The organism is Streptomyces sp. NPDC057697 (assembly GCF_042799335.1).
GTDB lineage: Bacteria > Actinomycetota > Actinomycetes > Streptomycetales > Streptomycetaceae > Streptomyces.
In genome coordinates, this window is sequence record NZ_JBHVJA010000004.1 from 421,718 (window position 1) to 435,012 (window position 13,295).

Consider the following 13,295-nt stretch of genomic DNA (forward strand, 5'->3'; position numbering starts at 1 on the left):
CCGGGAAGGGGCGGGGCGGGGGAACGGGCCCGCCGCAGGCGCACCCCCCCCCCTCCCCCCCCCCCCCCACCGACCCCCCCGCCCCAACCCCACCCGCCCCGCCCCCCCCCCCCGCGGGCGCGCCCCCCCCACCGCCGGCCGCGGCCCCCCCGCCCCCCCGGCCACGACCGGATCACACCGGTTCGGGCTGCGGTTCCAACTGCCGCACGGGTGCGGCCTCCGGTTCCCACTGCCTGGTCGTCCGTACGTAGGCGTAGATCACCGAGACCATCGCCAGGACGAGGAGCGGCCCGAACAGCCAGGGGTACCTGGCCATTTCCACCGGCAGATAGCGGTAGGCCACCAGGAGCACGGCGAAGACCGCGGTGCCGTAGGCGACCAGCTGGATCCTCGACCGGTCCCAGCCGCGCTCGTGCGCGCGCAGCGCCGCCTCGATCGTGAGGGTGAACACCACACCGGCGATGATGTCCGCGCCGTAGTGGTAGCCGAACCCCAGCGTCGCGCCGAGCGTGGCGATCAGCCAGAACGCGCCCGCGTACCGCAGGACCCGGGGCCCCTGGCGGGAGTGGATGAAGATCGCGGTGGCCCACGCCGTGTGCAGGCTGGGCATGCAGTTGCGCGGGGTGATCCCGTCGAAGGCCATGTGCTGCGGGGTGCCGAGGGGCGTAGGTGTGTCCGGCCACAGGTCGGCCACCGCCCAGTGTCCGCCGTCGGCGCCGTAGGCGAAGATCGGGCCGACCACCGGGAAGATCATGTAGATGGCCGGCCCGAGCAGGCCTATGACCAGGAAGGTGCGCACCAGATGGTGGCCGGGGAAGCGGCGCTCGACGGCCACCTTGCGCAGCTGGTACAGCGCGACCACCACCGCGGCCACCGGGAGCTGGGTGTATACGGAGTCGAGGAAACGCTCCCCGACCACACCGGTGGCCGTGACCATCCGGCCCACCACCCAGGACGGATTGCCCAGCGCGTGATCGGCGGTCGCCACGTACTGGTCGAGCACCAGGGGGCGGGTCTTCGACGTGATGAGCAGCCAGGTGTCGCCGGTCTTGCGTCCGGCCACCAGCAGCAGACCCAGGCCCACACCCTTCAGCAGCAGGAGGCGTTCCGGTCCGGTGCGGCGTGTGACGGCGAGGACGGCACAGCCCAGGATCACCCACAGCGCGCCGTTGCCGAAGGGGTGGCCCTCGGTCACCCTGGTGTCGGTCACCCACCGCACCAGGGCGAAGACGAGGTCGATGCCGATCGCGGCACCGGCCGCGATGAGCCGCTGCCGCCAGGTGAGCACCACCATCATCAGCCCCATGCTGGCGTACAGCAGGAAGCCCGACTTGGGGGCGACCACCACCTCCTGGGCCTGGGTGACGATCGGCCCCGGCAGACCGTAGTGACGCGCGGCGATCTCCAGCGCGATCAGGAAGCCGAGGGTCACCACCGCCGCCGAGGCCCACAGAACCGCCCGTGGTCGACGCCACGCGGCGCCCTCGACGCTGTTGTCTCTTCGCGAAAACACCCGCGATGCTCTAGGTATCAATTGTTTGGCCGATGTGTTAGTCGTTGGCTGGACAAGTCACTCTTCATGCCGGAAAGCACGGTTTCTCCGGTCAAGGACGGGTGACGAGCGTGCTCGCCATGGGCTCGAACATGCTATCGGAGCAGGGTGCGCGGGTTTCGCTGGTCACGGGTGGTGCGAAGGCGTCCTGCCGGCGCGCGCCGGGAGCCGGGGCGCGCCGGCCGCGCCGGTGCCGCTCGCGCGGCCCGCGCCACGCGAGAAGTGGCCCCCCGTCACCTCCCGCTCGGACTCCCCGGGGACGCGTCGCGGAGCCGGGGAAGGCGGGCGATTCCGTCCGTGGGGTGACATCCCGCGCATGTCGGCCCCAGGGCCGGGAACCGCGCGCCCCCTCCTGATACCAGCAGGGCATGCCCAGGCCCTCGCATCAGCAGCCCGACACGACGGACCCCGGCGCATCGTTCGGGGGACGGCGCCACCGGATCCGCGCCGCCTCACGCCGGGCACTGCGCGGCACGACCGCCCCGTCCGGCCGGGACCCGGGCGCCCGGCGGACCTCACCCGGCGCGCCGCACCCGCCCCGTGTGAACCCCGCCTTTCGGACGGCCGCCGCCTACGCGTGGCGGATCCTCGTGGTGGGCGCCGTCGTGTACGCGGTCTTCTCGGCGCTGGGACGGTTCCACGAGGTGGCGGCGGCCGTCTTCCTCGGCCTGGTCGGGACCGCGGTGCTGCGCCCCGTCGCGGACCTCCTGGACCGCGTGATGCCGCGGCCGCTCGCCGTCGCGGTGGCGCTGCTCGGCAGCATCGTCCTCGTTCTCGGCGTCCTGTCGCTCGTCGGCGAGGTGGTCGCCGGAGAACGCGCGGGCCTGCAAAGGGAATTGGGCGACGGACTGGACCGGGTCGAGCACTGGCTGGAGGGGCCGCCCTTCCGGCTGGCCCCGAAAACGCTCGACGACCTCCAGTCCCGGGTCGGCCGCTATCTGTCGAGCCATCGCTCCGCCCTCATCAGCACGGCTGTCAGCGGTGTGGGCCGGCTGGTCGAGGTGGTGACGGTGTTCGCCCTGGGGCTGTTCTGCTCGGTCTTCTTCATCCACTCGGGCGAACGGCAGTGGGGCTGGTTCTGCGAGCAGCTCCCGAGGAGGGCCCGGCCCCGGGTGGCGACCGGGGGCCGGGCCGCCTGGCGTACGTTCACCGGATACACCCACGGCATCATCCTGGTGGCAGGGACCAACGCCGTGCTCGTGGGGCTGGCCCTGTTCGCCCTCGGGGTTCCGCTGGCCCTGCCCCTGGCGCTGCTGGAGTTCTTCGCCGCGTTCGTCCCGCTGATCGGCTCACCGATCGCCCTCGCGGTCGCGTCCGTGGTGGCTCTGGCGGCGAAGGGCCCGATCGTGGCGGCCGTCGTCCTCGTCCTGATCGTGGTCATCGGCCAGATCGAGGGGCATCTGCTGCACCCGCTCGTGATGAGCTGGGCCGTCCGTCTGCACCCGGTCGTGGTCGCGCTCTCGGTGATCGGCGGCGCCATCGCGGCGGGGGTGCTCGGAGCGGTCGTGGCGGTGCCGCTCGTCTCGGTCCTCTGGGCGGTCCGTCAGGCGCTGCGCGGGACGGACGGGCCCCCGCCCGCCGAGGGGTGAGCCGGGCAGGGTCCGCCGTGCCGGGTGCGGCGCGCCCGGCCGAGGAGGCCGGGTGCGCCGGTGCCGCCGTACCGGTCCGCCTCAGCGGGATACCGGCTGCTGCCGCTTCACCACCAGGCCCTTCGGCGCCTCGACGTGTGCCGTGCCGTCGGCGTCGACGGAGATGTCCAGCCGCCCGCCCGCGATGTCGAGCCCCTCGACCTTCAGCGGGCGGTGGGCCTCCGCGAACGCGGGCGCGACCGTGAGCGTCCCGCCGGGGACATCGGCCGAGAGCCCCAGCACCGACTGGAGGACCATCACGGACGAGGCCGCCGCCCAGGCCTGCGGGCGGCACGACGCGGGATAGGGCGCCGGCCGGGCGCCGGCCGACGCGCCATGACCGGCGAACAGTTCGGGAAGCCTGCCGTCGAAGGTCGTCGACGCGCTCAGCAGCCCCTCGGACAGGGACGCCGCCGCTTCCGGGAAGCCGGCCCCGACCAGGCCGTGCACGGCGATGGCGGTGTCGTGCGGCCAGATGGAACCGATGTGGTAGCCGTACGGGTTGTAGGCCACGGAGTCGCTGCTCAGGGTCCGCAGACCATGGCCCGAGTCGAGGTCGGGCGCGCCGATCCTGGCGGCCAGCAGGGCGCTCTCCTCGTGGTCGAGCAGGCCCGTGCCCAGCAGGTGGCCGAAGCCCGAGGTGACGGAGTCCACCGGCCGGTCGTTCCCGTCGAGCGCCACCGCCGGGTACGGCCCCCGCTCGTCCTCCACCCAGAAGCGGCTGCGGAAGCGGTCGCGGAGCCGCTCGGCCCACTCCTCCCACCGGTCGGCACCGGGGCGGCCGAAGGCGCGCAGCAGGTCCGCGCCGCCCCGGGCCGCTTCGTAGGCGTACGCCTGGACCTCGCAGAGCGCGATCGGGGACGTCGCGATGCCCCCGTCGCCGTAGCGGATGGAGTCGCCCGAATCCTTCCAGCCCTGATTGGCCAGGCCCCGTCCGGTGTGGTCGATGTACTTGAGGAAACCGTCCCCGTCCGGGTCGCCGTGGTCACGCATCCAGGCGAGGGCGGACTCCGCGTGCGGCAGGAGCTGTTCGACCTGTTCGGGTGCTAGGCCCCAGCGCCAGGAGTCGTGCAGCAGGGTGATCCAGAGCGGGGTGGCGTCGACCGTGCCGTAGTAGCAGGGCGGCAGGGCGAAGTCCTCGTTGAAGTGCTGCGTGGCGCGGCGCACTTCGTGCAGGATCTTGCCCGGCTGCTCCTCGGTCGCCGGGTCGGACTTCGTGCCCTGCCTGCGGGCCAGGGTGCGCAGCGTACCGGCGGCGAGACCGGTGCCCAGGGGCAGCAGCATGCGGGCCGCCCAGAGGGAGTCGCGGCCGAACAGGGTGAGGAACCACGGGGCTCCGGCGGCCAGGAACTGATCCCCGGGGCCCTCCGGATCGGTGAGCCGCAGCCGGTCGAGGTCGTCCGTGGACCGGCTCAGCCAGTGGTCGAAGCGCCGGTCCGCACTGCGCAGCCGCGGCGTGCGCCAGGGGACGCTGTCCGCGGGCGGCGCGGGGAACTGGTCGCCGTCCTCATGGGCCGCGGCGCAGCTCAGTACGGCGGTCCACGAGGCGCCGGGGGCGAGCTCGATACCGTACTCCAGCCGCCCGGCGGCCGGGTCGAGGACCTCGGGCTCCGGGGAGCTGCCGAGGCGTACCGCGAAGGTGTCCCTGGACCAGGCGAGTTGGCCCCCGGAGGCCGTGGCGGCGACCGGGTTCTGTGTGTGTCCGGACTTGACGCGTTCGATCGGGGCGAGGTCCGTGGTGGCCGTGACGATCAGCCGGGCGCGGACGTGCTGCCGCCCGGCGTTGGTGACTTCGAGGGTCTCCTCCAGCCGCCCGGGGGCGACGCGGCGGCGCCGGTGGAGGGTGACCGCCGGGTCCGCCGTGTCCTCGCCGAGGCCGCGCAGCACGTTGCGGAAGGCCGCTCCGTCCGCTCCCTCCGGGGTGCCGCCCACCGGGGCGAGCACGATGCCCTCCGCGGCGACCGTCAACCGGGCCAGTGCCCTGCTGTCGCCGTGGTAGAAGCCGTCGGCGGCACCGTCGAACCGGCCGTCCTCGCGCGAGATCACGAAGCTCGGCGCGTACAGCGTCACACAGGCGTCGTGCAGGAATGGCTGAAGACCTTCGACCGACGGGCCTGCCCCCGTCCCGGAGTTTGTTACGTCGTGGGTCTTGACAGTGGTGTCCAAAAGAGCAGAACCTCTCAGGCATTGGAGCGTTCCAAGAACCCTAACGACGACCTCAGGGCGTTGACAATGTTTTTGGAACGCTCCAATGAACTCGTCCATTCGTACAACCGGTTCCGGAGATCTCCATGGCCCGCTCCACCAACAACCCCGCGACCAAGGCCGCTTCGGTCACCCTGGCCACGGTCGCGCGGCGGGCCGGAGTGTCTCCCCAGACGGTGTCGAACGCGCTGAACTCGCCCGAACTGCTGCGCCCGGAGACCCTGGACCGGGTCCTGCGCACCATCGACGAGCTGGGCTACCGCCCGCACCGAGCGGCGCAGACCCTGCGCACCCGCTCCAGCAAACTCATCGGCTACGGCATCCGCCCCACCGCCCCCGGCGCCTCGGCCCCGGTCATGGACCGGTTCCTGCACGCCCTGTCCCAGACCGCCGACGAGGCGGGCTACCGGATCCTGCTCTTCGCCGCGCCCCCCGGCACCGCGGGCCTCGACGGGTACGAGGAACTCCTCGACCTGCACAGCGTGGACGGGTTCGTGCTGAGCGGCACCGAACGGGGCGACCAGCGCCAGGCCTGGCTGGAGAAGCGCGGCGTGCCGTTCGTGGCCTTCGGCCGGATGTGGTCCGGCCGGCAGATCGGCGACTGGGTCGATGTCGACGGCGCCTCGGGCACGGACGCCGCGGTCGAGCACCTGGTGGGGCTGGGACACCGCAGGATCGCGTTCCTCGGCTGGCCCCGCGGGTCCGGCGTCGGCGACGACCGCGCCGAGGGCTGGCAGCGCGCCATGCGGCGGCACGGCCTTCCGGTGCGCGGCAGGCGGGCACAGAGCGTCGACGACATCGCCTCGGCGCAGGCCGCCGTCGGGCCCCTGCTGGACGCGGGCGCGACCGCCGTGATCACCGCCAGCGACATGCTCGCGCTCGGCTGCTACCACGCACTGCGCGAGCGACGGGCCGTGCCCGGAGCCGACGTCGCCGTCGTCGGCTTCGACGACGACCCCATGGCGGCGCTGCTGTCGCCCGGACTCTCCACCGTGGCCCAGCCGCTGGAGGCCGTCGGCCGCGAATGCGTCCGGCTGCTGCTCGCCCGGATGTCCGAGGCGGGCGCTCCCCCCGAACGGGTCCTGCTCGAACCCTCGCTCGTCCTCCGCGACAGCAGCACCTCCCCGTCGGACGCCTGAACCGCCGACGCCCCGGACCCCACGCACCACACCCTCACACCCCCACCCGCCCGTTTCGCGGGCCACCTTTCACAGCACGCCCTTCTCGGGCAGCTGAGCCGCAAGCCCCACCCCTCATGGAGGAACTCATGGGAACCCGTACGGCCTTCGCCGCGCTCGCCGCCTGCGCGGCGCTCCTGGCCACGACCGGCTGCTCGTCCAGCTTCGGCAGCGACAAGGAACCGGAGCAGGACAAGGCCGCCAAGCAGAAACTGACGGTTCTGATCGCCACCTCGGGGGACGCCGAGACCCAGGCGGTCAAGGCCGCCGCCGCCGGGTACGCGAAGGAGTCGGGGAACACGGTCTCCGTCGAGATCGCCAAGGACATGAACCAGCAGCTCGCCCAGTCCTTCGCCGGGCACAAGCCGCCGGACGTCTTCTACGTCAACTCCGACCAGTTCGCGAACTACGCGAAGGGCGGCTCGCTGTACCCGTACGGCGACCGGATATCCGACGCCGACGACTTCTCCCAGCAGCTGCGGACCTCGTTCTCGTACGACGGGAAGCTGGTCTGCCTGCCGAAGGACACCTCCACCCTCGGCCTGGCCATCAACACCGACCTCTGGAAGAAGGCCGGACTGACCCGGAAGGACTACCCCAAGACCTGGGAGGAGCTGAGGACCGTCGCGGGCAAGCTCACCCGGAACGGCGTCACCGGCCTGGTCACCAGCGACGAGTACCAGCGGCTCGGCGTCTTCATGAAGCAGGCCGGCGGCTGGCTCACCGACGCCGACCAGAAGAAGATGACCGCGGACACCGCGGAGAACGCCAAGGGCCTCTCCTTCGTCCAGTCGATGCTCAAGTCGGGTTCGATGAAGTTCGCCAAGCAGGTGGACACCAGCTGGGGCGGTGAGGCGCTCGGCAAGGGCAAGGCCGCGATGACCATCGAGGGCAACTGGCTCGAAGGCGGCATGAAGCTCGACTACCCCGAGGTGAAGTACGCCATCGCGCCCCTGCCCGCCGGACCGGCCGGCCAGGGCACCCTCGCCTTCAGCAACTGCTGGGGCGTCGCCGCCGACAGCGCCCACCGCGACGCGGGCGTCGACCTGGTGAAGTACCTGACCTCCGCCAAGCAGCAGCTCGCCTTCGCCGACGCCTTCGGAGTCATGCCCTCGCGGACGAGCGCCCTCGCCTCGTACGCCGAGAAGCAGCCCGCCGCCAAGGCCTGGGTGGACGGCAGCGCCTACGCCCAGGGACCGGTGACGATCGCCGGATTCGACAAGGTCCTGAGCCAGTTCAACACCGAACTCCAGTCGCTGCGCACCGCCGACCCGAAGAAGATCCTCGCCGACCTCCAGCGCAACGGCGAACAGGCGATCGCGAAGGGCCACTGAGCCCCATGCCCATCCGCACGACGCATGCGAGCGACACACCCCGTACGACCGGGTCGCCGGGCGCACCTGACAGCGCCCCCGGCGAGACCGGCACGACCGCGAAGGCCCGCGCCCGGCGCGCGGGCCTCCGCGGGGAGGGCACCTGGGGCTGGCTGTTCGTCAGCCCCATGGTGCTCGTCCTCGGACTGTTCATGGTCCTGCCGATCCTGATGGCGCTGTGGGTGAGCCTGCTGCACTGGGACGGACAGTCCAACCCGTTCTCCGGGCAGGCGGACTTCGTCGGCCTGGACAACTACCGGTCGCTGCTCACCCAGGACGGACTGGACCGCACCCTCTTCGCCACGTCCCTGCGCAACAACCTCTACTACGTGCTGCTGACCGTCCCCCTGCAGACGCTGCTGGCACTGGGCCTCGCCCTGATCGTCAACCAGCGACTGCTGCGGGGGCGCGGAGCCCTGCGCACGACGTTCTTCTTCCCGTCGGTCACCAGCTCCATCGCCGTCTCCACGGTCTTCCTCTTCCTCTTCCAGGGCAGCGGAGCCGTCAACTCCATGCTGTCCTGGATCGGGGTCAAGGGACCGAACTGGTTCGCCGACCCGCGCGGAGTGCTCTCCCTGGTCCTGGGAGGCCTGGGAATCGTCGACCCCCAACGGCCCACCGGCATGCTGGCGGACCACTCCACGATGGGACTGTCGTGGTTCGAATGGCTCTCGGGCCCCTCGGTCGCGATGTGCACGCTCATCCTGCTCGCCGTGTGGACGACCTCCGGCACCTTCATGCTGATCTTCCTCGCGGCTCTCCAGAACATCCCCCGGGAGCTGGAGGAGTCGGCGGCGATGGAAGGGGTGAACCGCCGCCAGATGCTGCGGTACGTGACCCTGCCCGCCCTGCGCCCCGTGCTGTTCCTGGTGCTGACGCTCGGGCTGATCTCCACCTGGCAGGTGTTCGACCAGGTGTACGTGATGGGCCAGGGCGCCCCGGGCAACACGACGCTCACCCCCGCCTTCCTGTCGTACTCGGCGGGCTTCGACAACGCGGACTTCGGCCAGGGCGCGGCGATCGCGTTCATCCTGCTCGCCCTGATCCTCGTCCTGACCGCGTTCCAGCGCTGGGCGCTGCGCGAGCGCGGCGCACGTACCGGGAGGAACCGATGACCGCCGCCACGGCCGTACGCGAACGGACACGCCGCGCTCCGCACGACCGGGGGCGCCCCGTCCTCAGCCGGTTCCGCCTGCCGTGGCGGCTGGTGGGCTACGCCGCGGTGCTCGGGCTGGGGCTGCTCTATCTGCTCCCCTTCGTCCTCCAACTGGTGACCGGCTTCAAGACGGACCCGGACGCCGCCGCCCACCCGCTGTCCCTGCTGCCGGCCACTCCGACCACGGCCGCCTACCAGCGGCTGTTCGGGCTGAGCCGGACCGCGGACGGGGTGCCCTTCCTGCGCTGGCTGGGCAACTCGGCCCTGATCGCGGTCGTGGTGACGGCGGGCCGGGTGATGTTCGACTCGATGGCGGGCTACGCACTGGCGCGGCTGCGCTTCCGGGGCCGCTCGCTGCTGTTCGGCTTCGTGCTCGCGGTGATGGCGGTGCCCGGCGTGGCCCTGCTCATTCCGAAGTTCCTGGTGCTGAACACCTTCGGCCTCTTCGACACCTACACCGGCATGGTCCTCCCGCTGCTGGTGGACGCGGCGGGCATCTTCATCATGAAGCAGTTCTTCGAATCGGTGCCGCGCGAGGTCGAGGAGGCGGCACGGGTCGACGGGGCGGGCGTGTTCCGGATCTTCTGGTCCGTCGTCCTGCCCATGGCCAGACCGGCGTTGATCACGCTGACGATCCTGTCGTTCCAGGGCTCGTGGAACGAGTTCACGCACTTCCTCGTCAGCACCCAGTCCGGCCAGTACGAGACCCTCACCACGGGCCTGGCCCGCTTCGTCTCGGGCGGCCTCGGCGGCGGCACGCAGTACCCGCTGAAACTCGCGGCGGCCCTGCTGTCCACCCTCCCGGTGGCCGCGCTGTTCTTCTGCTTCCAGCGCTACTTCGTCAGCGGAGCCAACGCGGGCGCGGTCAAGGAGTGAGCCCCGGCCCGACGGGCCCCTCGGCACCACCCGCGGCCGGTACCGGCGCGTGCACGCCCAGCCCGGGGCGTGCGCGCACCGGTGCCGGCCCGTCTGTCAGGGCGCTGCGGGGAGCGTGCCGTTCAGCTGTTCCAGCCGGTGCTGGAGAGCTTCGATCGCACCGGGGCGCCGGCCGGGCACATGAAGGCGCAACGCGACCAGCGGCGGGCCGAGTTCGAGGCACCGCCGCGGGTCGTGGAGTTCCTGCCACTGGTGGTGGGCACGGTCCACGGCGCCCACCACGGCGGGGTCGTCCGGGGACTGCCGCCGGGCCAGACGGGCGTCCGCGGCAGCCATCCACAGCTCGCAGCTGCGCGCCGCGTCGCCGGCCAGCCGGGCGAGGTCGGCCCGGACCTCCAGCCAGTGGGTGGCCTGCACCGAATCCGCGCCATGGGTGCGCAGCGCCCACCCCTCCCACATGGCCGCGAGCGACGCGGCCTCACCGTGCCGTCCGGCGTGCGCGGCGGCCAGGATCGCGGGCAGCGGATCCTCTTCGGCGGCCCCGGTGCCCGCCGCGAACGGTACGGACGCCGCCGGAGCGGGCGCCGGGGTCCGCTCCGGCGGATACGGGTCCTGGACGGCCGACGCGGCGGGGGCGGCACCGGCCATGCCGTCGATGGCCAGGAACAGCGCGTCGGGGGAGCCGCTGCGGGCGGCGGCCTGCTCGTGGAGCTGGGCGAGCGGCGGGTTGATGCCGCTGCGCCAGGCGGTGGCGAGGGCCTTCAAGTAGGCCGGTTCCGCGATCTGGCGGCGGGGCGGCGGCGGGACGACCCGGCCGTACACCCGGATTCCGTGGCCGAGGACGAGACCCCCGGAGCCCAGCCTCTGCCAGGCGTCCGGGGCGGCGACCAGGTCGGTGACGACGGTGGTGGTGCCCGGCCGGCGCAGGGCCAGTTCACCGGCCAGCCAGTGCCAGGGCAGTGCGGTGTAGCGCAGGGTGGCCGGGGTGGACCGGGCGAGCGCGAGGTGGATCAGGTGCTGCTTGTGGTCGAGGTGCAGCTGCCCGGCTATGTAGAGGGTGAGCGGGCCGGGGGCGGCGGCCACGGCGCGGACCCGGGTGAGGACGGTCTGCGGATCGGTCGGGTCGGCCAGCTCGACGAGGGTGGCCGCCGCCGTACCGGTCAGGATGCCGGGCGGGACCGCCGCCAGCGCGGGCAGGACACCGGTCGCGTCGATGAGACAGCCCTTGCCCGCCGGGGACGCCGCGATCAGCAGCGCGGTCCCGGATGCCGTGTCCTCCCCGTTGATCACCACGACAGCACCGTAGCCGCTGCCCGCCGTGTGGGGGTAACCAGCGGCCAACTACGGCCCGATGAGCGGTGGGGAACTGTTATGCGACTGTTCGGCCGACGAGGTGCCCGTGCCCGGCGGCGGCAGCCGCGCTGCCGCCCCGCGAGGCCCGGTCAGCCGTGGCCGCCCCCTCGGCGGCTCGCGGCGAAACGCGACGGGGGCAGGCCGAAGGCCCGGGTGAAAGCAGCGGTGAACGCGGCGGGGGAGGCATAGCCGATCCGGCCGCTGACCTCGCTGACCGACTCGGTGCGCAGCAGCGGCACGGCCGCGAGCAGACGGGCGCGGCCCCGCCAGACGGCCGGGCTGTCTCCGGTCTCGGCGCGGAAACGCCGGGTGAAGGCACGCTCGCTCATGGCCGTCCTGGCGGCCCACACGGCATTGGTGGCGTCGGCGTCCGGGGCGGCCAGATACGCGCGGCAGAGCTCCGCGAGGTCGGCGGAGGCGGGAATCCCCACATGGAACGGGAGCGGGGCACGCTCGGCGATCTCGTACAGGAGGAGCGCGGCGATGCTTCCCTCCCGCCCCGACAGGCCGTAGTCCACCTCGAACTCGACGGCGGCGAGCAGCAGTTCCCGCAGCAGCGGCGGAACGTCCACCACCGTGCAGGTGGCGGGCCACCAGGGGACGGCACGCGGCTCGATGTACAGACTCCGGGTGCTCACCCCCAGCATCCGGACCCGGTGACGCGTGGTGGGCGGGATCAGTACGGCACGCTCGGGCGGAACCGTCCAGGTCCCCTCGGCCGTGTCGACGACCATGACCCCCGTGGCGCCGTACAGGAACTGCGCACGCCGGTGCTCGTGCCAGTCCAGTACGTGACCGGGCGGGTAGTCGGTGCCGATGGGCAGGACGGCCCGGTCGACGTGGTCGATCTCGGCCAACGGGACGTTCTTCACCCGTCCACCCTAGGCCGGGCCGTGCGGCGTCCGGTGCGTGCGGTCGCACGGCGGAGGGTCGCCCCGCTACCGGGCGTACCGGGGCGGGCCCGACAACGCGGCGAGTGTGCGCGCCGGACACCGCCGGGCAGGCGGGACTTTCGATACACGCCCCAGGGGTCTTTCGTCCGGAACGTGCCGGGCTCGCGTGCCCCTGATCGGCCCGATCCGGACGGAGGACCCTGGCGGCCGACACACGAAAGAACTGTGCCGACCATCGCATGCGAGAAGACCGCCGGGGCTGGTGGAGTGGGAATCATGGACTTCGTGATGTTGGTCGGTGTCGGGCTCCTCACCGGGGTGACGACCGTGTTGTTCGGCTTCGGCGGAGGGTTCGTCGCGGTACCGGTCGTGGTGTGGGCGGACGCCGCCCTCGGCACGGACGCGATGCGGGTGGCCACGGCCACCTCGGCCCTGGTGATGGTGGTGAACGCGGGATTCGCGACGGCCGTCACACCCCGGCGGGTGCTTCTCTCGCTGCGCGGCAGCGGAGCGCTGCTCCTCCTGCTGGCGGCCGGGGCCACGGCCGGCGCGTTCGCCACCCGCCTCGCCCCGGCCGCCCTGGCCCACTGGGCGTTCGTCGCGTACGTCGCCCTCACCATCGCCGATCTGCTCCTGCGCCCCGGCTTCCTGCGCCCGGACACCCGGGGCGCGGCGGCACCGGACGCGCCGCGCCCGCTGCCGTCCGCCCTCGGCGCACCGATCGGAGGGGTCGCCGCCTTCCTCGGCGTGGGCGGCAGCGTCATGACGGTCCCGGCGATGCGGCGGGCCGGGCACACGATGCAGGTGGCGACCGCACTGGCCAACCCCCTCACCCTGGCGATCGCGTTCCCGGCCACCGTGGTCTCGCTGTACGTGGCAGCGGTCCCGGCCGCCGCGCACGCAGACGTGCATCTGGTGGGACTCATCGACCTCCGCGCCGCCGCGGCGCTGCTCCTGGGAGCGCTGCCGGTGATCGCGGTGCTGAGGCGGCGCCCGCCCCGCATCCCCGACCGCGTCCACGCCTGGGCCTACATCGGGCTGCTCGGCGTGGTGACGGTCGCGATGCTGCTGGTGGCCTGAC

General features: G+C 72.6%; 10 protein-coding genes. 6 read left to right on the forward strand and 4 right to left on the reverse strand.

The features are described 5' to 3' along the window. Positions 1 to 172 precede the first annotated feature (172 nt). Complete coding sequence (locus ACFVFH_RS15050) at positions 173 to 1,435, reverse strand: phosphatase PAP2 family protein (RefSeq protein ID WP_383768037.1); 1,263 nt, start codon at positions 1,433 to 1,435, stop codon at positions 173 to 175. A 659-nt stretch (positions 1,436 to 2,094) separates the two neighbouring features. On the opposite strand from ACFVFH_RS15050, the gene ACFVFH_RS15055 reads away from it, so the two are divergent. Beyond that, positions 2,095 to 3,141 (forward strand): AI-2E family transporter, encoded by a 1,047-nt coding sequence (locus ACFVFH_RS15055; protein WP_383767736.1) that lies wholly within the window; start codon positions 2,095 to 2,097, stop codon positions 3,139 to 3,141. Positions 3,142 to 3,222: 81 nt separating this feature from the next. Here ACFVFH_RS15055 and ACFVFH_RS15060 read toward each other — a convergent pair whose 3' ends face one another. Then, a complete protein-coding gene (locus ACFVFH_RS15060) occupies positions 3,223 to 5,346 on the reverse strand; it encodes a glycogen debranching N-terminal domain-containing protein (RefSeq protein WP_383767739.1) in 2,124 nt (707 codons plus the stop codon). A 125-nt stretch (positions 5,347 to 5,471) separates the two neighbouring features. Here ACFVFH_RS15060 and ACFVFH_RS15065 point away from each other — a divergent pair, with 125 nt between their 5' ends. The 4 genes from ACFVFH_RS15065 to ACFVFH_RS15080 all read left to right on the forward strand — a co-directional run bounded on the left by ACFVFH_RS15065 (position 5,472) and on the right by ACFVFH_RS15080 (position 9,968). Beyond that, entirely contained in the window at positions 5,472 to 6,524 is a 1,053-nt protein-coding gene (locus ACFVFH_RS15065) for a LacI family DNA-binding transcriptional regulator (RefSeq protein ID WP_383767740.1), read from the forward strand. Between the two features lie 128 nt (positions 6,525 to 6,652). Beyond that, the gene (locus ACFVFH_RS15070) at positions 6,653 to 7,897 is read left to right on the forward strand and encodes an extracellular solute-binding protein (protein WP_383767742.1); all 1,245 of its coding nucleotides are present in this window, start codon (positions 6,653 to 6,655) and stop codon (positions 7,895 to 7,897) included. Between the two features lie 5 nt (positions 7,898 to 7,902). After that, on the forward strand, positions 7,903 to 9,051 hold the full coding sequence (locus ACFVFH_RS15075; RefSeq protein ID WP_383767745.1) for a carbohydrate ABC transporter permease: 1,149 nt from the start codon (positions 7,903 to 7,905) through the stop codon (positions 9,049 to 9,051). Continuing rightward, positions 9,048 to 9,968, forward strand: coding sequence for a carbohydrate ABC transporter permease (locus ACFVFH_RS15080; RefSeq protein ID WP_383767747.1), 921 nt, complete (start codon positions 9,048 to 9,050; stop codon positions 9,966 to 9,968). The genes ACFVFH_RS15075 and ACFVFH_RS15080 overlap by 4 nt, the downstream gene beginning before the upstream one ends. 96 nt (positions 9,969 to 10,064) lie before the next feature. Here ACFVFH_RS15080 and ACFVFH_RS15085 read toward each other — a convergent pair whose 3' ends face one another. After that, entirely contained in the window at positions 10,065 to 11,261 is a 1,197-nt protein-coding gene (locus ACFVFH_RS15085; RefSeq protein ID WP_383767749.1) for a hypothetical protein, read from the reverse strand. Between the two features lie 149 nt (positions 11,262 to 11,410). Then, complete coding sequence (locus tag ACFVFH_RS15090) at positions 11,411 to 12,193, reverse strand: AraC family transcriptional regulator (RefSeq protein WP_383767752.1); 783 nt, start codon at positions 12,191 to 12,193, stop codon at positions 11,411 to 11,413. A gap of 297 nt (positions 12,194 to 12,490) precedes the next feature. Here ACFVFH_RS15090 and ACFVFH_RS15095 point away from each other — a divergent pair, with 297 nt between their 5' ends. Further along, entirely contained in the window at positions 12,491 to 13,294 is an 804-nt protein-coding gene (locus ACFVFH_RS15095; protein WP_383767755.1) for a TSUP family transporter, read from the forward strand. Position 13,295: the final 1 nt, after the last annotated feature.

Bases quoted from the DNA above. Each gene is read 5' to 3' on its own strand.
- ACFVFH_RS15065 (WP_383767740.1), top strand. From the start codon at position 5,472: ATGGCCCGCTCCACCAACAACCCCGCGACCAAGGCCGCTTCGGTCACC.
- ACFVFH_RS15095 (WP_383767755.1), top strand. From the start codon at position 12,491: ATGGACTTCGTGATGTTGGTCGGTGTCGGGCTCCTCACCGGGGTGACG.
- ACFVFH_RS15075 (WP_383767745.1), top strand. From the start codon at position 7,903: ATGCCCATCCGCACGACGCATGCGAGCGACACACCCCGTACGACCGGG.
- ACFVFH_RS15080 (WP_383767747.1), top strand. From the start codon at position 9,048: ATGACCGCCGCCACGGCCGTACGCGAACGGACACGCCGCGCTCCGCAC.
- ACFVFH_RS15070 (WP_383767742.1), top strand. From the start codon at position 6,653: ATGGGAACCCGTACGGCCTTCGCCGCGCTCGCCGCCTGCGCGGCGCTC.